Genomic DNA, 21657 nt, shown 5'->3' with positions numbered 1-21657 from the left:
ACTCCCGCGGGCCCGGGCCCGCGGGAGTCTCGTGGCGTCGCCACCGCCCGTCGCGTTCCGGGCGCCCCGCCGCCTCCTGCACGGCCGCGCGGGCCGCCTGGCCGGTGCGGGCCCGCCCGGTGCGCCGGAAGGGGCCCACCACCGGCCCGGAGCGCCTGCCGGGGCACGGGGTGCCATTCGGCTCCGCCGAGCCCGTGGAACGCCCGGGGCGGCCCGGTGCCGACAGCCGGCCGGGCGGGTACGGCCGCGCGGCCCCCTCCGCCGCCGTGCCCGACACCGGGCCATTTCACATGGCGCCGCACGGGAGTTCACGTCTGCCGTCTCGACGACTCGGCGAGCCGAACACCTGGTCACGAATTCCCTCCTGACGGTGCGGCAGGCCGCGTTCGGAGGCACTGCTCGACCGTCACGGTGTCATCGGTTGCTCCGCGCTACCGATTTGGAACATGCCAAACCCGAATCGGCATTTCTGTTACATCCGCGGCGTCGGACGGATGCCCGGGACGGACGGGACCAGTGGGTCTGCGGAGAAGCGGGCCACCGGGCGATCCGGCGCCCGCGCGCACCGCCCGACGACCGTCGCACGCTATTCGGTTTGGGAATGGGCGGACGGATGGCGGGCATGGAGACGATTGCCCGAACGCCGTCCGGCTGGTGTGCTGTGGACCACCCTCCACCGCCTCCCGACGGCGCGGCAGCCGTCCGTCACCGGTGTCGTCCAACCCGGGAAGGCCGAGGGCATCGACAGACGTCACGCCCCCGCGACCGGGTGCCCCCGCGCCCGGCCACCCCGAGTCGTCAGGTGCAGCGCCGCGCCTGCCCCGCCTCGCCGACCACCGAGCCACTCCCGATCTCTTCCCCCGGCCCCGTGGCCGCCGCACCCCCCGGTGCGCGCGAACTGCCCGTCACGGGGCAACCAGACCTGAGGAGAACACATGACCGTGCGTTCCGAGGACTACGGACTGGGTCTGAGCACCTTGAGCGACGTCGAGCTCTCGGCGGTCCTTCCCGCCGCGACCGCCACCGACACCTCCCGTGTCGGAGACGTGATGGCCGAGGTCTTCACCCGCCACTACGGTGCGGTGCTGGCCTACGCGCGCGGCTACTGCCGTGACCCGCAGACCGCGCAGGACCTCGCCGCCGAGGCCTACGCCCGTACGTACGTGTCGGTGGCCCGCGGCCACGGACCGCGGCACGCCTGGCGCCCGTACCTGATGGCCTGCGTCCGCCGCACCGCGATGGAGTGGAGCAGGCACTTCACCCGCCGGGTGCTGCTGCCGGAGGACTTCGAGACCTGGGTCGAACACCTCGCCGGGGACGCGGAGACCGAGGCCGCGCTGCTCGCCACCGAGGAGACCGCCCTGGTCGCCAAGGCCTACCGCTCCCTCCCCGAGCGGTGGCAGGCCCTCCTCTGGCTGACCGTCGTGGAGGGGGAGTCGGCGGCCGCCGTCGCGCAACGCATGGGGATGACACCGAGCGGAGTGCGCTCCCTCGCCGCGCGGGCCCGGGAGGGACTGCGCGAGGCCTACCGGCGCGAGGACGTGGACCAGCCGGCCGAGCCGGCGTGCCGCTACTTCACCGCCCGGCTGGCCGACGCCATCCGGCGCCCCGGCCGCCGGCGCGGCCCCGAGCTGGCCCGCCACCTGGAGCACTGCGAGGGCTGCGCCCGGGTGGCGGTTGAGGTCGAGCGCGCCAACCACCGCGCGGTGGAGGCGGTGTCGACGGCGGAGACCGTCTCGACGGTCCCCGCCCCCGAGGCCGCGCGGCGACGCCGGCGCCCGGTCCGGCGGCGGTGAGCGGCCGCCCTCGACGGCGGCCGGTCCCGAGTGCCCTCAGCCACCCCCGGCCGCCGACCGCCGGTGGAACGACCAGGACAGCCGGAACAACCGGAAGCACCGGCACGACCGGTACGACCGGAGCCGGGAAGGCGCGGGGGGCCACCCGCGGCGTTCGTCCCGGTTCGGGGCGGGCCGGGCGTGGCCTGGCATGATCGGGGGATGGTTGAACGAGTGATTGCGGCGTGTGACGGGGCGGCCAAGGGCAACCCGGGGCCGGCGGGGTGGGCCTTCGTGGTGGCGGACGGTGATGGCGTTCCGCAGCGGTGGCAGGCCGGGCCGCTCGGGCGCACCACGAACAACGTCGGCGAGCTGACGGCGCTGCAGCAGTTGCTGGTCGCGACGGATCCCGCCGTTCCGCTGGAGGTGCGGCTCGACAGCACGTACACCCGTGACGCGGTGACGAAGTGGCTGGCCGGGTGGAAGCGCAACGGCTGGAAGACCGCCGCGGGCAAGCCGGTGGCCAACCAGGAGCTGATCCAGCGGATCGACGCGCTGCTGGCGGGGCGGGACGTCACGTTCGTGTACGTGCCCGCGCACCAGGTGGACGGTGATCCGCTGAACGCCATCGCGGACAAGGCGGCCAGTGACGCCGCCCGCAGCCAGGAGGCCGCCGGCGGGACCGCGGCGGACCTTCCGGTGCCCGAGCCGGCTTCGAAGACCGTGCCGCGCGTCCGGCGGGCCGCGTCCGCCTCGCCGTCCTCGGCCTCGTCGTCCTCGTCGTCCTCGTCGGCCAAGCGGAGTTCGTCGGGCGGGTCCCGGACGCTGGCCGCGCGGTACGCCGGGACGTGTCCGTGCACCCGCCCCTACGCCAAGGGGGACACGATCACCAAGGTGGGCGGCAGCTGGGGACACCCGCAGTGCGCGCAGGCCCACGCCTGAGGGCCGCGCCATACCGCACGCACGCCACCGGCGTGGCCCCTCGGGGTCACGCCGGTGGCGTGATGCTTCCTCAGGCAGCCTGCGTGTCGGGGGCGATGGTGCAGGCGGTGACGCTGAGGTCGGCCGGGCAGGGGGTGATGGAGAGGACCTGAAGGCCGGCGGCGGCCGCTTCGCGGCGCATGTCGGCCTCGGTGCGTTCGCGGGCCTTGGACTCGCCGACGACCATCTTGATGACGTTGCGGAAGGCGGCGCCGGAGTCGTGCTCGGCCAGCGGGTCGATCACCAGGAGCGTCGGGGCGCCGTCGGGGGCGGTGGTGGCGCTCATCGCGCGGCGGATGTTGCCGAGGATCTGGACGCCGCTCTCCGAACTCCAGTCGTGGAGCACGTTCTTGAGGATGTAGAGGTCGCCGCCCTCGGGGACCTCGCGGAGGATGTCGGCGGGCTGGAAGGTGAGCCGCGCGATGAGGTCCTCGTTGCCGGAGGCGCGGAGGTCCTCCTCCGCCCGCCGGCAGGTGTCCGGACGGTCCACGCAGATGCCCTTGAGGTGCGGGTGGGCCGTGAGGACGGCCTTGAGGAGGGTGCCGTTGCCGCCGCCGACGTCGATCACGGTGCGGACGTTCTCGAACGGGACGTGCTCGGCCAGCACGGCGCCGATCGGGCGGGCCCAGTCCTGCATGGCGAGGTCGAAGATCCGGGCGGTCTCGGGGTCCTTGTCCAGGTACTCGTAGAGCGGGACCCCGAACGCGTGGGGCATGACCGAGGTGCCGGTCCGCACGGCCTCCGCGAGCCCGCCGGCGGCGGCCTGCGCGTAGAGGCCGCAGAGCAGCGCGGTCAGGTAGCGCATCGAATCGGGGTGGTCGGTCCGGAGCAGCTCGGACTGGGGCGAGTTGGTGTAGCGGCCGTCCTCGTCCTTCGCGAAGACCCCCAGCGCGGTCAGGGCCGTCATGAGGGAGACGAGCGCGTCGCGGTCCGCGTCGACGGCCGCGGCCAGCTCGTCGGGCGTGGCCGGCCCGTCCGCGAGGGCGTCGGCGATGCCCAGGCGCGCCGCCGCGCCCACCGTGGCGGATGTGAAGGACCCCATGACAAGACTGACCAGCGACGTTTCCATGGCCCCGTTCACTTCCTCGGCTTCGACGGCGGGTTGCGGATGACGGTTCGTCCGGCCGACCGTAGTGGGAGCCGTGGCGCCGCGTCGCGTCGTTCAACTGCCGTGCGCGCAGCGGTGAGTTCGCGGGGTACCCGGTGGCCCGGTGGCACTTCGGGATCCGTCCGGACGCGCGGGAGCGGCCAGTTGAACAGCGCCGGATGTTCCGTTTGCGGCCGGGGAGCAATCCGGTGTCATGTACCGTCGATTGGACGTGACGCTGCCAGAGGAAGATCAGGCTGGAGACATGACGGATGACAGGTCGTCAAGCGGTCACCGTGCCGGGGACGTGTCCGCGGGGGACATCAGGGCTTCGCACGCCGACCGGGACGAGGTCGTCGAGATCCTCCGCGATGCCGCGGCGGACGGCCGGCTCACGGCGGAGGAGCTCGACGAGCGTCTCGCGCTGGCGCTGAACGCCCGGACCTTCGGCGAACTGGCCGAGCTGACCCGGGACCTGCCGGTCGCTCCCGTTCCGGCACCCGTTCCCGTGCGCCGCGCCGAGCCGGGCCGGCCGGGCAAGGACGTGGTGGAGATCAACCAGCGGTTCGGCACCCTGCGGCGGATCGGGCCCTGGGAGGTGCCGCGCCGGCTGGACATCCGCATGCACGGGGGCGACGTCAAGCTCGACTTCACCCAGGCGGTGATCAGCCATGCCACCCTCGACCTCGACGTCTACCTGAGCATCGGCGGCGACCTGATCATCGTGGTCAGGCCGGGCATCGTGGTGGCGACCCACGACCTGGCCGTGGGCGTGGGGGACCTCAAGGTCCGTGTGCCCAAGCCGGGTTGGAACGAGCCGGTCGAGCTCCGGGTGAACGTGAGCGGCCGGGTCCGCGGCGGTGACGTGGTGGTCAGGTACCCGCGGCGGACGCTCGGGCAGTGGATGCGCGGGGAAAGCGCGCTCTGAGGTGCGGGCCGGACGGTGGTCCGGCGGCAGGTGACCGGGGGGCGGAGCGGGCGCGGGGCGGTGGGCAGAGAGCGGTGGCGGAGGGCGGTGGGCGGCTCGCGGGGGCCGGCCACCGCCCTCCGTGCTGCCCGCCCGGGGGCGGGGCTCTGCGCGGCGGAGGCCGCTGGACCTGAATAGCCGTCCGTGGTATTCAATGCTATCCGGTACCCGTGCGGTCCGGCGGATCGAGTGTCGGATTCCTCGATTCCCATGCGTGGTCAAGTGGTTCGACGGTTCAAGTGTTCAACTGCCACGTTTGCGCCGCCCAACAGGGGTGGATACGTTCCTGTTGCTGGTGGGCTCGATCTTTTGCAGGTATTGAGAGAATCCCGATTTTTGCGTAATTCCCGCGGTAATCCCGCACCGCGGCTGTGCAGATCAGTATTGGCATATCCTCGGCAAGCAGGGGTGGCGGAATTAAATGGCCAACGAAGACAGGCTCCGCGATTATCTGAAGCTCGTGACGGCTAATCTGCGCCAGGTCCGCCGTCGACTGGCTGAGGTCGAGGAGCGGAGTCAGGAGCCGATCGCGATCGTCGGCATGGGCTGCCGGTTCCCCGGCGGGGTGCAGAGCCCCGAGCAGCTGTGGCAGCTGCTCGCCGACGGGTCCGACGCGATCGGCCCGTTCCCGCAGGACCGCGGTTGGGACCTCGAGAACCTGTACGACCCCGACCCCGACCACCCGGGCACGTCGTACGCGCGCCACGGCGGATTCATGTACGACGCCACCGAGTTCGACGCCGGCTTCTTCGGGATCAGCCCGCGCGAGGCCGTCACGATGGACCCGCAGCAGCGCCTGCTGCTGGAGGTGTCCTGGGAGGCGCTGGAGCAGGCGGGCATCGACGCCGCCTCCCTGCGCGGCAGCCGGACCGGCGTGTTCGCCGGCGCCTACAGCCAGGGCTACGGCACCGACCCGGCGGCGCAGAGCGGAGGGTCGGAGGGGCACCTCCTCACCGGCATCGCGACCAGTGTCACCTCGGGCCGGGTGGCGTTCACCCTCGGTCTGGAGGGCCCGGCCGTCACCATCGACACCGCGTGCTCGTCCTCCCTGGTGGCGCTGCACCTCGCCGCCCAGTCGCTGCGCTCCGGTGAGTGCTCGCTGGCACTGGTGGGCGGCGCGACGGTGATCTCCAGCCCGTCCGTCTTCGTGGGCTTCTCCCGCCAGCGCGGGACCTCGGTGGACGGGCGCTGCAAGTCCTTCGCGGCGGCGGCCGACGGCTCCGGCTGGGCCGAGGGCGTCGGCGTCCTCGTGGTGGAGCGGCTGTCGGACGCGCGCCGCAACGGGCACAGGATCCTGGCCGTGATGCGCGGTTCGGCGGTCAACCAGGACGGTGCGTCGAACGGTCTGACGGCGCCGAACGGCCCGTCGCAGCAGCGGGTGATCCGGGCGGCGCTGGCGAACGCCGGGGTCCGTGCCGACGAGGTCGACGCGGTGGAGGCGCACGGGTCGGCGACCACGCTCGGCGACCCGATCGAGGCCGAGGCCCTGCTCGCCACCTACGGTCAGGAGCGCGCCGAGGGACGGCCGCTGTGGCTGGGGTCGGTGAAGTCGAACATCGGGCACACCCAGGCGGCCGCCGGTGTGGCCGGTGTGATGAAGATGGTGCTGGCGCTGCAGCACGAGCGGCTGCCGGCCACGCTCCACGCGGACGAGCCGACGCCGCACGTGGAGTGGGCGGCCGGCGACGTCAAGCTGCTGAACGAGGCGGCGGAGTGGCCCACCGGGGAGCACGCGCGCCGGGCCGGCGTGTCGTCGTTCGGGATGAGCGGCACCAACGTCCACATCATCCTGGAGGAGGCCCCGACCGGGGACGGCGCGTCCGCGGGTGCGGACGAGCCCGCCGGTGAGGATGCGGACGAGGAGACGGGCGAGGCTCGGGCCGCCGCGGTCGAGGCGGCTCCCGCCGCTCCCGCGGTGGTGGAGCCGGACGGGCCGGCCGCGTGGCTGCTGTCGAGCCGGTCGGCGGAGGGGCTGACGGCTCAGGCCGGCCGGCTGCGGGAGTGGGTGTCGGCGCGGCCGGAGCTGGTGCCGGCGGAGGTGGCGTGGTCGCTGGCGGCGACGCGCTCGGTGTTCGAGCACCGGGCGGTCGTCGTGGGTGGCGGCCGTGAGGAGCTGCTGTCCGGGCTGGGCGGTCTGGTCGCCGGGACGCGTTCCGCGTCGGTGGTGTCGGGCGTGGCCCGTTCGGGTGGTCGGACGGCGTTCGTGTTCGCCGGTCAGGGTGCGCAGTGGGTCGGCATGGGCCGCGAGTTGGCGCAGTCGAGCCCGGTGTTCGCGGCGCGGCTGGCGGAGTGCGAGGCGGCGCTGGCGCCGCACGTTCCGTGGTCGCTGTCGGACGTCATCGCCGGGGTCGAGGGTGCTCCGGGGCTGGACGCGGCCGACGTGGTGCAGCCGGTGCTGTGGGCGATCATGGTGTCGCTGGCGGCGGTCTGGGAGGCCGCGGGCATCACCCCGGACGCCGTGGTCGGCCATTCGCAGGGGGAGATCGCGGCGGCCACCGTCGCCGGGATGCTCAGCATCGAGGACGGCGCCCGCGTGGTGGCCGTGCGGGCGCGGGCCCTGACGGGTCTGTCGGTGCAGGGCTCGATGGTCTCGGTCGTGATGCCGTCGCAGGCCGTGCGGGAGATCGTCGAGGGCTGGGGCGAGCGCCTGTCCATCGCGGCGGTCAACGGGCCGGCGGCGGTCGTGGTGTCGGGCGAGCCGGACGCGCTGGCGGAGTTCGAGCGTGAGCTGGCCTCGCGCAAGGTGCTGCGCTGGCGGATCCCCGCGACGGACTTCGTGGCGCACTCGCCGGCGGTCGAGCCCCTGGAGGCCGTCCTCGCCGAGGAGCTGGCCGGGATCACCCCGCAGCCGGGCCGGGTGCCGATGATCTCCACGGTCACCGGCGAGTGGCTGTCCGGCACCGAGGTGGACGCCGCGTACTGGTACGCGAACCTGCGCCGGATGGTCCGCTTCGAGGAGGCCGTCCGGACGCTCCTCGGCGGGGGTTACGGCGCGTTCGTCGAGGTGTCCACGCACCCGGTGCTGACCGCCTCCGTCACCGAGACCGCCGAGGACGCGGGCATCGCCGACGTCCTGACGGTGGGCACGCTGGAGCGTGACAACGCCGGCGCCGCCCGTCTGCTCACCGCGTTCGCGCAGGCCCACGTCGGCGGTCTGCCCGTCGACTGGAAGACCGTCCTGCCCGCCGCCGAGCCCGTGGAGCTGCCGACCTACGCCTTCCAGCGTCAGCGCTTCTGGCTCCAGTCCGCGGCCGACACCGCCACCGTGCTGGGTGGCGACGGCACGAGCACCGCCGCCGAGGCCGAGTTCTGGGCCGCCGTCGAGGGCGGCGACCTGGCCCGGATCGCCGACACGCTGGCGATCGAGGACCAGCAGCAGCTCGCCGAGATCCTGCCCGCGCTGGCGTCCTGGCGCCGCCGCGAGCGCGACCGCTCGGTGACCGACGGCTGGCGCTACCGCGTGACCTGGACGCCGGTGACCGAGCAGACCCCGGGCGGACCGTCCGGGAGCTGGCTGGTCGTCACCCCCGCCGGCCGGGCCGACGCCGGCCTGGTCCAGCAGTGCACGGCCGCGCTGACCGCCCACGGAGCCCAGCCGGTGTTCGTCGAGATCCCGGCGGGAACCGTCGACCGGGCGGACGTGGCCGAGCTGCTCACCGAGGCACTGCAGGGCGCCGAGCCGGCGGTGTCCGGCGTGCTGTCACTCCTGGCGGCCGACGAGACCCGCCTGCCCGTCCACCCGGCGGTGTCCGGCGGCCTCACCACGACGCTCGCGCTCGTGCAGGCCCTCGGCGACACCGGCGTGACCGCGCCGCTGTGGGTCGTCACCCGTGGCGCCGTCGCGGCGACCCCGGGCGAGGCGCCGGCCAGCCCGACGCAGGCCCAGGTCTGGGGCCTCGGCCGCGTCGTCGCACTTGAACACCCGGACCGCTGGGGCGGGCTGATCGACCTGCCCGAGGTGGCCGACGAGCGGGTGGGCGCGCGGCTGGCCGCCGTCCTGGGCGGCTGCGGCGAGGACCAGGTCGCCGTCCGGCGGACCGGACTCCTGGCCCGCCGGCTGACCCGTGCCCCGCAGCCGAAGGCGGGCCGGGAGTGGAAGCCGCGCGGCAGTGTGCTGGTCACCGGCGGCACCGACCCGATCGGCGGGCACGTCGCCCGCTGGCTGGCCGGCCGGGGCGCGTCCCGGCTGGTGCTGACCGGCACCACCGGTCCGGCCGCCCCCGGCGTCGCCGCGCAGGCGGCCGAACTCGCCGCGCTGGGCGCCCGGGTGGACGTCGTGGCGTGCGACGCCGGGCGGCGCGCCGAGCTGGCCGGCCTGCTCGACCGGATCGCGGCGACCGGCCCCGCGCTGTCGTCCGTCCTGCACCTCGCGGAGGCCATCGACAACAAGCCGGTCGACGACCTCGACCTCGCGGAGTTCGCCGGGGTGCTCGCGGTCAAGGCGGACGCGGCGGCCTGGCTGGACGAGCTGACCGCGGACCTGGACCTCGACGCCTTCGTCCTCTTCTCCTCGGTCGCCGCCGTCTGGGGCGGCGGCCAGCAGCCCGGGTTCTCCGCGGCGAACGCCTTCCTCGACGCCCTGGCGGCCGGCCGCCTGGCCCGGGGCCTGACCGCCACCTCGGTGGCCTGGGGCCCGTGGAGCGTCGGCGCGATGGGCGCCGGCGCCGACGGGGCCCAGCTGGAGCGGCGCGGGCTGCGGCTGATGAGCCCCGACCTGGCCACCCGGACGCTGGCGCAGCTCCTGGACGGCGGCGAGGCGCTGACGACGGTCGTCGACGTGGACTGGGCGCGGTTCGCGCCGCCGTTCACGCTGCGCCGGCGCAGCCCGCTGATCGAGGGCCTGCCCGAGGTCGTCGAGGCGCTGGCCGGCGACGGACCCGACGAGGCCGTCGACCGGGCCGCCGGTACGCCGCTGCGGCAGCAGCTGGCCGGCCTGCCGGCCGCCGAGCAGGACCGCACCCTGGTCAACCTGGTACGGGCGGAAGCCGCCGCCGTCCTGGAGTACTCCTCCCCGGAGGCCGTCGGCGGCAGCCGGGCCTTCAGCGAGCTGGGCTTCGACTCCCTGACCGCCGTCGAGCTCCGCAACCGGCTGGGCGCCGCCACCGGCCTGAAGCTGCCCGCCACGCTGCTCTTCGACTACCCGAGCCCGACGGTGCTGGCCGGCTACCTCCGCTCCGAGCTGCTCGGCGGCGCGGCCGCGGGTGCCGGCGGAACGGCGAGCGCCGGCGGGGCCGTCGTGGCGAGCACGGTGCCGCTGGACGACGACCCGGTGGTGATCGTGGGCATGGGCTGCCGCTTCCCCGGCGGCGTTCGCAGCCCGGAGGAGCTGTGGGAGCTCCTGGACTCGGGCACGGACGCGATCGGGGCGTTCCCGCAGGACCGCGGCTGGGACCTGGACGGCCTCTACGACCCGGACCCGGACAACCCCGGCACGGCGTACGTGCGCCAGGGCGGATTCGTCTACAACGCGGCCGAGTTCGACGCCGGCTTCTTCGGCATCAGCCCGCGCGAGGCGCTCGCGATGGACCCGCAGCAGCGGCTCCTGCTGGAGACGTCCTGGGAGGCCCTGGAGCGGGCCGGCATCGCCCAGTCGACGCTGCGCGGCAGCCGGACGGGCGTGTTCACGGGCGCGAGCTACGCGGGCTACGGCCTGGTCGGGCCGGACGCCTCGGAGGGCCTGGAGGCGCACCTGCTGACGGGCACCACGACCAGCGTGCTCTCCGGCCGGGTGGCCTACACCTTCGGCCTGGAGGGCCCGGCGGTGACCGTCGACACGGCCTGCTCGTCGGCGCTGGTGGCGGTCAACCTGGCGAGCCAGGCGCTGCGTTCGGGCGAGTGCTCGCTGGCGCTGGCCGGCGGCGCGTTCATCGCCTCCGCCCCGGACCTCTTCGTCTGGGTGAGCAAGCAGCGCGGGCTGTCCCCGGACGGCCGGTCGAAGTCGTTCTCGGCCGCGGCGGACGGCATGGGCGTCGCCGAGGGCGCGGGCATGGTGGTGCTGGAGCGCCTCTCGGACGCCCGGCGCAACGGCCACCCGGTGCTCGCGGTGGTGCGCGGCTCCGCCGTCAACCAGGACGGCGCGTCGAACGGCCTGACCGCGCCCAACGGTCCCTCGCAGCAGCGGGTGATCCGCGCGGCCCTGGCCGACGCCGGCCTGACGACGGCCGACGTGGACGTGGTCGAGGCGCACGGCTCCGGCACGGTGCTGGGCGACCCGATCGAGGCGCAGGCGGTGATCGCCACCTACGGCCAGGACCGGCCGGAGGGACGGCCGTTGTGGCTGGGGTCGGTGAAGTCCAACATCGGTCACACCCAGGGTGCGGCCGGTATCAGCGGCCTGATCAAGATGGTGCTGGCGCTGCAGCACAAGAACCTGCCGGCCACCCTGCACGCGGACGAGCCCTCGCCGCACGTGGACTGGTCGGCCGGCGACGTCCGCCTGCTCACGGAGTCGCGGCCGTGGCGGACGGACGGACGCCCGCGCCGGGCCGGGGTGTCCTCGTTCGGGGTCAGCGGCACCAACGCCCACCTGATCCTGGAGGAGGCCCCCGACCCGGCGGACGCCGAGGCGACCGCGGCCGGCGCGGGCGCCGGAGCGCCGCAGGCCCCCGCGGTCCTCGACGCTCCCGAGGTCGGCGCCTGGGTGGTGTCCGGGCGGACGGCGGACGGCCTGCGCCGGCAGGCGGCCCGGCTGGCGGAGTACGTGGCGACCCGCCCGGAGCTGGACCCGGCGGACGTCGCCTGGTCGCTGGCGGCGACCCGGTCGGTGTACGAGTACCGGGCCGTGGTGACCGGGACCGCCCGCGAGGAGCTGGCCGCGGGCCTGGCCGCGGTGGCGGCCGGGGAACGCGCTCCCGGCGTGGTCGTCGGGACGTCGGCGGCCGCCGAGGCGAGCGAGGCGGTGTTCGTCTTCCCCGGCCAGGGCGCCCAGTGGGACGGCATGGGCCGGGAGATGCTGGCGGCCTCGCCGGTGTTCGCGGCCCGGATCGCCGAGTGCGCGCGGGCCCTGGAACCGTACGTGGACTGGTCGTTGACCGAGGTGCTGGCCGGAGCGGACGGCGCGCCCGCCCTGGACCGCGCCGACGTGGTCCAGCCGGCGCTGTGGGCGGTGATGGTGTCGCTGGCCGCCGTGTGGGAGGCCGCGGGCGTCACGCCGGGCGCGGTGGTCGGCCACTCCCAGGGCGAGATCGCGGCGGCCACGGTGGCCGGGATCCTGTCGCTGGAGGACGCGGCCGAGGTGGTGACGGTCCGCAGCCGGGCGCTGTCCGGGCTCGGCACCGGCGGCGGGATGCTGTCGGTCGTCATGCCCGTCGCGGCGGTGCGCGAGCTGCTCGCCCCCTGGGGCGACCGGCTGGCGGTGGCCGCGGTGAACGGGCCCGCCGCCACCGTGGTCTCCGGTGAGACGGAGGCGCTGGCCGAGTTCGGTGCCGAGCTGGCGGCCCGGAAGGTCATGCGCTGGCCGATCCCGGTGACCGACTTCGTGGCGCACTCGGCCGGGGTGTCCGAACTGGAGGGCGTCCTGACCGAGCGGCTGGCGGGCATCCGGCCGGCAGCCGGGCGCGTCCCGCTGTTCTCCACGGTCGAGTGCCGGTGGATGAACGGCACGGAGCTGGACGCCGGGTACTGGTTCGCCAACGTCCGCCGCACCGTCCGCTTCGACGAGGCCGTCCGGGAGCTGGCCGCGGCCGGGAACCGGACCTTCGTCGAGGTGTCCCCGCAGCCGGTGCTGACCACCGGGATCGCCGAGACGATCGAGGACCTGGGCACGGCCGGCACCCCGGTGATCACCGGGACGCTGGACCGCGAGAACAGCGGCCCGCGGCGGCTGCTGGCCGCCCTCGCCCAGGTGCACGTCGGCGGCACCTCCGTCGACTGGCGGCGGGTCCTGCCGGCCGGGCGCCGCACGGACCTGCCCACCTACGCCTTCCAGCACCAGCGGTACTGGCTCAGCGGCTCCCGCCTGGCGGCGCCGGCGGTGGCCGGCGGGGACGGTGCCTCCTCGGAGGCCGAGGCCCGGTTCTGGGCCGCCGTCGAGGGCGGCGACCTGCAGCAGCTCGCCGACACGCTCGCCGTGGACGGACAGCGGTCCTTCGGCGAGGTGCTCCCGTCGCTGGCCTCCTGGCGGCGGCGCGAACGGGACCGGGACGTCACCGGGAACTGGCGCTACCGCGTCACCTGGGCGCCCGTCACCGACCCGGCACCGGCCAAGCCGGCCGGCACCTGGCTGGTGGCCGTCCCGGCGGACCGGGCCGGCCGCACCGCGGACCTGGTCGAGGCGTGCGTCCGCGCGCTGACCGCGCGGGGCGCCCGGGCCGAGGTCATCGAGGTGGAGACCGGCACGGCCCGGCGCGAGTCGCTGGCCGCCGACCTCACCCGGGCCCTGCGGTCCGGTGCCGACGAGGACGCGCCGGCGCGCGTGACCGGTGTGGTGTCGCTGCTCGGCCTGGAGGAGACGCCGCTCGCGGACCGGCCCGTGGTGCCCGCCGGACTGGCCGGCACCCTGACCCTGATCCAGGCGCTGACCGACGCCGCGATCACCGCGCCGCTGTGGACGCTCACCTCCGGGGCGGTCGCCACCGGCCCGGGCGACCCGCTGACCAACCCGGTGCAGGCGCAGACCTGGGGCCTCGGCCGGGTCGTCTTCCTGGAGCAGCCGGACCGCTGGGGCGGCCTGATCGACCTGCCCGCCGTGCTCGACGACCGGGCCGCGAGCCGCCTCTGCACGGTCCTCGCCGGCTGCGGCGAGGACGAGGTGGCCATCCGGCCCGCCGGGATCCTCGGCCGCCGTCTGACCCGCGCCCCGCAGGCCAAGGCGGGCCGGGAGTGGACGCCGCGCGGCACCGTGCTGATCACCGGCGGGACCGGCGCGGTCGGCGGGCACGTGGCCCGCTGGCTGGCCGGCCGCGCCGAGCGGCTCGTCCTCGCCAGCCGGTCCGGGGTCACCGCCCCGGGCGCCGTGGCGCTGGCCGCCGGCCTGGCCGCCGCCGGGACCGACGTCGAGATCACCGGCTGCGACAGCGCCAGCCGCGCCGACCTCGCCGGCGTCATCGACCGCATCGGGGCGGGCGGCCCGCCGCTCACCACCGTCCTGCACACCGCCGGCGTGCTCGACGACGGCGTGCTCGACGGCCTCGACCCCGACCGGCTGGCCAGCGCCCTCGCGCCCAAGGCCGCCGGCGCCGTCCACCTCGACGAGCTCACCGCCGGCCTGGACCTGGACGCGTTCGTGCTGTTCTCCTCGGCCGCGTCCACCTTCGGCGGCGCCGGCCAGGCCAACTACTCGGCCGCCAACGCCTTCCTGGACGCGCTGGCCGAGAACCGGCGCTCCCGCGGCCTGCCCGCCCTCTCGGTGGCCTGGGGCCCCTGGGCCGGTGAGGGCGTGTCCGGGGGCAGCGAAGCGGCCCGGCAGCGGCTGCGCCGCAACCGCTGGGAGGTCCTGATGGACCCCGAGCTGGCGGTCAAGGCCCTGGGCGGCGCGGTGGCCGGCCCGGACACCGTCCTGACCGTCATGGACCTCGACTGGCCCGCCTTCGCGGCCGCTCCCGGCCAGGCGCAGATCCTGGACGTCCCGTTCCTGCGCGACCTGCCGGACGCCGTGCGGCTGAAGGCGGCGCAGCGGACCGAGAGCGGCGGCGGACGGGCGGCCGAGGGCGAGCTGGCCCAGCGGCTGACCGGCCTGTCGCGGGCGGAGCAGGACCGGCTCCTGGTCGACACGATCCGCGAGGAGGCCGCCGCCGTCCTCAACTACGCGAGCTCCGACGAGGTCGAAGCCGGCCGTGCCTTCAGCGAGTTGGGCTTCGACTCGCTGACCTCGGTCGAGCTGCGGAACCGGATCGCCACGGCGACCGGGCTGCGCCTGCCGGCGACGCTGATGTTCGACTACCCCACCCCCCAGGTGCTCGCCGAGCACCTGCGGACGGAGCTGCTCGGCGCCCTGGCCGGCCACGCGTCGGCCCCGGTCGCGCCGGCCGCCGTCGTCACCGACGACGAGCCGGTCGCGATCGTCGCGATGAGCTGCCGGTTCCCGGGCGGGCTGAACACCCCCGAGGAACTCTGGGAGTTGCTGGCCGCGGGCGGCGAGGGCATCTCCGGCCTCCCGCAGGACCGTGGCTGGGACGCGGACGCCCTGTTCGACCCGGACCCCGCGCACGCCGGGACCACGTACACGCGTGAGGGCGGCTTCCTGCACCAGGCGAGCCGGTTCGACGCGGGCTTCTTCGGGATCAGCCCGCGCGAGGCGCTGGCGATGGACCCGCAGCAGCGGCTGATGCTCGAACTGTCCTGGGAGGCGCTGGAGTCCACCGGCATCGACCCGGCCTCGCTGGGCGGCTCGCGCACCGGCGTCTTCATCGGCGGGTACTCGTCGAACTACGCGCTGGCCAGCATGCAGCTCGGCGGCCAGGACGGCGCCGCGCAGGTGGAGGGCCACCTGGTGACCGGCAACGCGACGAGCATCATCTCCGGCCGGGTGGCGTACGTGCTGGGCCTGGAGGGCCCGGCGATGACGGTCGACACGGCGTGCTCGTCCTCGCTGGTGGCGCTGCACACGGCCGCCCGGTCGGTGCGGTCGGGCGAGTGCTCGCTGGCCCTGGTCGGCGGCGTCGCGGTGATGGCGACGCCGTGGGAGATGGTGGGCTTCGCCCGGCAGCGCGGGCTGGCGGCGGACGGACGGTCCAAGGCCTTCTCCGCGGCGGCCGACGGCATGGGCATGGGTGAGGGCGCCGGCATGGTGGTGCTGGAGCGGCTCTCCGACGCCCGGCGCAACGGGCACCGGGTGCTCGCGGTGGTGCGCGGCTCGGCGATCAACCAGGACGGCGCGTCGAACGGTCTGACGGCGCCGAACGGCCCCTCGCAGCAGCGGGTGATCCGGGCGGCCCTGGCCAATGCCGGGCTGACCGCCGCGGACGTGGACGTGGTGGAGGCGCACGGGACGGGCACCCCGCTCGGGGACCCGATCGAGGCGCAGGCGCTGCTGGCCACCTACGGCCAGGAACGGGCCGGGGACGAGCCGCTGTGGCTGGGTTCGGTGAAGTCGAACATCGGCCACACCCAGGCGGCCGCCGGCATGGCGGGCGTGATCAAGATGGTGCTGGCGCTGCGGCACGAGGAGCTGCCGCGGACGCTGCACGTGGACGAGCCGTCGCCGCACGTGGACTGGGCTTCGGGCGAGGTGCGGCTGCTGGCCGAGCCGGTGCCGTGGCCGGCCAACGGGCGTCCGCGCCGGGCGGGTGTGTCGGCCTTCGGGATCAGCGGCACCAATGCGCACGTCATCGTGGAGGAGGCGCCGGCCGCCGAGGACGTCGAGGCGGAGGCCCCGGCCGTGGACCCGGTGCTGCCGGGTGCCGGCGCCTGGGTGGTCTCGGGTCGCTCGGCGGACGCTCTGACGGCTCAGGCGGGCCGGCTGCGCGAGTGGGTGGTGGCGCGGCCGGAGCTGGAGCCGGCGGACGTGGGCTGGTCGCTGGCGACCACGCGGTCGGCGTTCGAGCACCGGGCTGTGGTGGTGGGCACCGAGCGCGCCGAACTGCTGCGCGGTGTGGAGAGCCTGGCGGCTGGTGCGTCGGCGGCGTCGGTGGTGTCGGGGGCGGCGCGGGCCGGTGCGCGCGTCGGCCTGATCTTCGCGGGTCAGGGTTCGCAGTGGACCGGGATGGGCCGGGGGCTCTATGAGGGCAGCCCGGTGTTCGCCGAGGTGTTTGACCGGGTGTGCGGGCTGCTGGAGCTGGAGCTCGGGATCTCGGTGCGGGACGTGGTGCTCGGTGCCGAGGGTGTCGACGAGACGCTGGCGGACCAGACGTTGTACGCGCAGGCGGGGTTGTTCGCCTTCGAGGTCGGTGTCGCGGCGGTGTTGCAGGCCGTGGGTGTGACGCCGGACGCGGTGGTGGGTCACTCGGTGGGTGAGGTCGCGGCCGCGTACGTGGCCGGGGTGCTCTCGCTGCCGGACGCCTGCCGTCTGGTGGCGGCGCGGGCGCGGCTGATGCAGGCGCTGCCGAGCGGCGGTGCGATGGCGGCGATCAACGCTCCCGAGGCGGAGGTGCTGGCAACTCTGGCGGACGTCACCGGGGTGGCGATCGCGGCGGTCAACGGTCCGGAGTCGGTGGTGATCTCGGGTGAGGCTGAGGCCGTCGACGCGGTGGTGGAGGAGTGGCGGGAGCGGGGTCGCCGGGTGCGGCGGCTGCGGGTCTCGCACGCCTTCCACTCGCCGGCGATGGATCCGGTGCTCGACGAACTCTCCGCCGTGGCCGCGGGGTTGGAGTACCGCCGTCCGCAGCTGATGTGGGCGGGTGCGCTCACCGGTGAGCTGGTGACCGAGTGCGAGGCGGGTTACTGGCCGGCGCAGACGCGCGGTGCGGTGCGGTTCGCCGACGCCGTCGCGGCTCTCGCCGAGCAGGGCGTGTCGGTGTTCATCGAGGTCGGCCCCGACGGATCGCTGTCCTCGCTGGGCCCGGACATCGTGGCCGGGGCCGGGCGCGAGGACGCCGCCTTCGTCCCGCTCCAGCGGCGGAACGACGAGAGCGTCCCGAGCCTGGTCACGGGCCTGGCCCGCGCGTACGTCAACGGCGCCGCGGTGGAGTGGAGTTCGGTACTGCCGACCGGCACGTCGGTCGAGCTGCCCACCTACGCCTTCCGCCACGAGCTGTACTGGCCCAAGGGCGTGCAGACCCCGCCGAACGCCGGCGCGGACGGTACGGGCACGGCCGCCGAGGCACAGTTCTGGGCCGCCGTCGAGAGCGGGGACCTGGCCAAGCTCGTCGACACCCTGGCGCTGGAGGACCAGCGGCACCTCGGCGAGGTGCTGCCGGCCCTGGCGTCCTGGCGGCGCCGTGAGCAGGACCGTTCGGTCACCGCGAACTGGCGGTACCGGGTGGGCTGGGCGCCGGTGGCCGACCCCGCCCCGGCCGTGCTGGCCGGGCACTGGCTGCTGGTGGTCACGCCCGAGCAGGCCGAGGAAGACCTGTGGCAGGCCTGCGTGCGGGCGCTGACCGCGCGCGGCGCCGACGTCGTGACGATGGTGACCACGGAAACCGCCGACCAGCGGCGGATGGCCGCGCAGATCGCGGCGACGCTCCCCGAGGCCGGGGTCTCCGGCGTCGTGTCGCTGCTGGCCCTGGACGAGACGCCGCTGCCCGGTCACCCGGTGCTGGCGAACGGCCTCGCCGGGACCCAGACGCTGATCCAGGCCCTGATCGCCGAGGGGGTCCACGCGCCGATGTGGGCGGTGACCCGCGGCGCGGTCGCCGCCACGCCGGACGAGGCACTGACCAGCCCGGTGCAGGCGCAGACGTGGGGTCTGGGCCGGGTCGCCACCCTGGAGCACCCCGACCACGGCGGCGGTCTGGTCGACCTGCCGGCGGAGTTCGACGAGCAGGCCGCGGCGCGGCTCTGCGCGGTGCTCGCCGAGTGCGGCGAGGACCAGGTCGCGATCCGTCCGGCCGGCCTCTTCGGACGCCGGCTCACCAGGGCCGGGCAACCCCGCGGCGCAGCCGGGCGGTTCGTGCCGCGCGGCACCGCCCTGATCACCGGCGGGACCGGTGCGATCGGCGGCCACGTGGCCCGCTGGCTGGCCGGCCGCGGCGCCGAGCGGCTCGTGCTGACGAGCCGCTCCGGGGCCGGGGCGGCGGGGACGGCCGCCCTGGCGGCCGAGCTGGCGACGACCGGGGCCCGGGTGGACGTGTTCGCCTGCGACGCCGCCGAGGACACCGCGCTCGCCGGGGTGATCGCCAGGATCGGCGCGAGCGGCCCGCCGCTGACCACGGTCATGCACGCCGCCGGCCTCGGACAGGCCACCGCGCTGGACGACGTCTCGGTGGAGGAGACGGCCGCCATGCTGGCCGCCAAGGCCGCCGGCGCCGCCAGCCTGGACCGGCTGACCGCCGGCCTGGACCTGGACGCGTTCGTCCTGTTCTCCTCCATCGCGGCGACCTGGGGCAGTGGCCTCCAAGGCGGCTACGCGGCGGCCAACGCCTACCTGGACGCCCTGGCGGAGAACCGCCTCGCCCGAGGCCTGGCCGCCACCTCGGTGGCCTGGGGCCCGTGGGGCGGCGGCGGGATGACCGACGCGGAGGGCGCGGCCGCGATGACCCGCCGAGGACTGCGCCTGATCGATCCCGCCCAGGCGATCGAGGCCCTGGCCCAGGCGCTCGACGGCCGGGACCGGCTGCTCACCGTCGTGGACGTGGACTGGGCGCGGTTCGCCCCGCCGTTCACGCTGCGCCGCCCCAGCCCGCTGATCGAGAGCCTGCCCGAGGTCATCGAGGCCCTGGCCGCGAAGGGCGACGCCACCGGCTCGGCCGACACGTCGGCCGGGAGCGCGCTGGCGCAGCAGCTGGCGGGCCTGTCCCGGGTGGAACAGGACCGGCTGCTGACCGACCTGGTCCGGACCGAGGCCGCCGCCGTCCTGGGCCACGCGAGCATCGAGTCCGTCGAGGCCGACCGGGCCTTCAACGACCTCGGGGCCGACTCGCTGACCGCGGTCGAACTGCGGGACCGGCTGGGCGCGTCCACCGGGCTGCGCCTGCCCAGCACCCTCCTGTTCGACTACCCCACCTCGGCCGCGCTCGCCGACCACCTGCGGGTCAGCCTGACCGAGGAGACCAGCCCGGCCCAGCCCGTACTGGCCGAGCTGGACAAGCTGGAGGGCATGCTCGCCGGAATCGCCGGCGACGACGAATCCGCCCTGATCACGAACCGCCTCGAAGTCGTGCTCTCCAAGTGGAGGGAGGCTCGGGCACAGACCGCCGAGACCGGAGTTGCGGAGAAGCTCGAATCGTCAACCGACGACGAAGTCTTCGATTTCATCGGCAAGGAACTCGGAATCCACTGACACGGCCAACGCCGCGACTTCTTCGACGAGGTGACGCAAGTGAGCGAAGAGAAGCTCCGCTATTTCCTCAAGCGGGTGACCGCCAATCTGCACGAGACCCGGCAGCGTCTCCAGGAACTGGAGAGCGCCGGTGGTGAGCCCATCGCCATCGTCGGCATGAGCTGCCGGTTCCCCGGCGGCGTGCGCAGCCCCGAGGGCCTGTGGGAACTGCTGGACGCCCAGCGGGAATCGGTGGCCGGGCTGCCGCAGGACCGCGGGTGGGTCTTCGGCGACGACGGCGCCGGCGCCGCGGAGGTGCAGGCGGGCAACTTCATCTACGACGCCACCCAGTTCGACGCCGGCTTCTTCGGGATCAGCCCGCGCGAGGCCCTGTCGATGGACCCGCAGCAGCGGCTGCTGCTGGAGGTGTCGTGGGAGGCCCTGGAGCGGGCCGGGATCGACCCGGCGTCGCTGCGCGGGTCGGCGACGGGCGTGTTCGCCGGCGCGTCCGCCTCCGGGTACGGCTGGATCACCGGCAAGCAGGGCGAGCTCGACGGTCACGTGATGACCGGCAACGCCACGAGCATCCTGTCCGGCCGGGTGTCCTACACGCTGGGCCTGGAGGGCCCGGCGGTCACGGTCGACACGGCCTGCTCGTCGTCGCTGGTCTCGCTGCACCTGGCCGCGCAGGCGCTGCGCTCCGGCGAGTGCTCGATGGCGCTGGTCGGGGGCGCGTTCGTGGCGGCCACCCCGGTGCTGTTCACCGACTTCAGCAAGTCGCTCGGGCTGTCGCCCGACGGGCGGTGCAAGACCTTCGGGGCCGGGGCGGACGGCATGGGCGTCGCCGAGGGCGCCGGTGTCGTGGTCGTGGAGCGGCTGTCGGACGCGCGCCGTAACGGGCACAAGGTGCTCGCGGTGGTGCGCGGTTCGGCGATCAACCAGGACGGCGCGTCCAACGGTCTGACGGCGCCGAACGGCCCCTCCCAGCAGCGGGTGATCCGCGCGGCGCTGGCCAGCGCCCGGCTGTCGACGGCCGACGTGGACGTGGTGGAGGCGCACGGGACGGGTACCCCGCTCGGGGACCCGATCGAGGCACAGGCGCTGCTCGCCACCTACGGCCAGAACCGTCCCGAGGACCGGCCGCTGTGGCTGGGGTCGGTGAAGTCGAACATCGGCCACACCCAGCAGGCCGCGGGCATGGCCGGGATCATCAAGATGGTGCTGGCGCTGCAGAACGAGCAGCTGCCGGCGACGCTCCACGTCGAGGAGCCGACGGCCGAGGTGGACTGGTCGGCGGGCGAGGTGCGGCTGCTGGCCGAGCCGGTGCCGTGGCCCGCCGGGGAGCGGGTCCGCCGGGGCGGTGTCTCCGGGTTCGGCATGAGCGGCACCAACGTGCACGTCATCCTGGAGGAGGCTCCGGCCGAGGACGAGGGGACCGCCGAGGCACCCGCCGGGGACGCCGAGGGTGCGGACGGCCTGGACGAGCCGGCCGCCGAGGCCGAGGAGGCTCCGGCCGCTCCCGCGGTGGTGGAGCCGGACGGGCTGGCGGCCTGGGTGGTCTCGGGCCGGTCGGCCAAGGGCCTGGCGGCCCAGGTGGGACGGCTGCGGGACTGGGTGTCGGCGCGGCCGGCGGCGACGCCGGAGGACGTCGCCTGGTCGCTGGCGGCGACGCGCTCGGCCTTCGAGCACCGTGCCGTGGTGGTCGGTGGCGGCCGTGAGGAGCTGGTGTCCGGGCTGGGCAGCCTGCTGGACGGGGTAGCTGCGGGTTCGGTCGTCTCGGGCGTGGCTCGTTCGGGTGGTCGGACGGCGTTCGTGTTCGCGGGTCAGGGTGCGCAGTGGGTCGGCATGGGCCGGGAGTTGGCGCAGTCGAGCCCGGTGTTCGCGGCGCGGCTGGCGGAGTGTGAGGCGGCGTTGGCGCCGCACGTTCCGTGGTCGCTGTCGGAGGTGCTGGCCGGCGCGGAGGGTGCTCCCGCGTTGGAGGCCGCGGACGTGGTGCAGCCGGTGATGTGGGCCGTGATGGTGTCGCTGGCGGCGGTGTGGGAGGCCGCCGGTG

Annotated in this window: 6 protein-coding genes; 5 read left to right on the top strand and 1 reads right to left on the bottom strand. The window is 75.1% G+C overall.

Annotated features, from left to right (window positions below; genetic code table 11):
* Positions 1 to 935 precede the first annotated feature (935 nt).
* The gene (locus ACFVHB_RS37645; RefSeq protein ID WP_380331760.1) at positions 936 to 1796 is read left to right on the top strand and encodes an RNA polymerase sigma factor; all 861 of its coding nucleotides are present in this window, start codon (positions 936 to 938) and stop codon (positions 1794 to 1796) included.
* Positions 1797 to 1997: 201 nt separating this feature from the next.
* Positions 1998 to 2717 carry a ribonuclease H gene (locus tag ACFVHB_RS37640; protein WP_380331757.1) on the top strand — a complete coding sequence of 240 codons (720 nt, stop codon included), beginning with the start codon at positions 1998 to 2000 and terminating at the stop codon, positions 2715 to 2717.
* A gap of 70 nt (positions 2718 to 2787) precedes the next feature.
* Here ACFVHB_RS37640 and ACFVHB_RS37635 read toward each other — a convergent pair whose 3' ends face one another.
* Positions 2788 to 3825 carry a methyltransferase gene (locus tag ACFVHB_RS37635; protein ID WP_380331754.1) on the bottom strand — a complete coding sequence of 346 codons (1038 nt, stop codon included), beginning with the start codon at positions 3823 to 3825 and terminating at the stop codon, positions 2788 to 2790.
* 283 nt (positions 3826 to 4108) lie between these two features.
* On the opposite strand from ACFVHB_RS37635, the gene ACFVHB_RS37630 reads away from it, so the two are divergent.
* From ACFVHB_RS37630 to ACFVHB_RS37620, 3 genes are all read left to right on the top strand, one after another.
* Positions 4109 to 4771 carry a DUF1707 domain-containing protein gene (locus ACFVHB_RS37630; protein WP_380331752.1) on the top strand — a complete coding sequence of 221 codons (663 nt, stop codon included), beginning with the start codon at positions 4109 to 4111 and terminating at the stop codon, positions 4769 to 4771.
* 460 nt (positions 4772 to 5231) lie between these two features.
* Positions 5232 to 19625, top strand: coding sequence for a type I polyketide synthase (locus ACFVHB_RS37625; RefSeq protein WP_380331749.1), 14394 nt, complete (start codon positions 5232 to 5234; stop codon positions 19623 to 19625).
* A 39-nt stretch (positions 19626 to 19664) separates the two neighbouring features.
* Positions 19665 to 21657 (top strand): type I polyketide synthase (locus tag ACFVHB_RS37620; RefSeq protein WP_380331746.1); only part of this gene is annotated, 1993 nt, incomplete at its 3' end.

It is taken from the genome of Kitasatospora sp. NPDC127111 (assembly GCF_042677465.1).
In the GTDB taxonomy this organism is placed as follows: domain Bacteria; phylum Actinomycetota; class Actinomycetes; order Streptomycetales; family Streptomycetaceae; genus Kitasatospora.
This window is presented reverse-complemented; position numbering and strand designations above follow the sequence as displayed.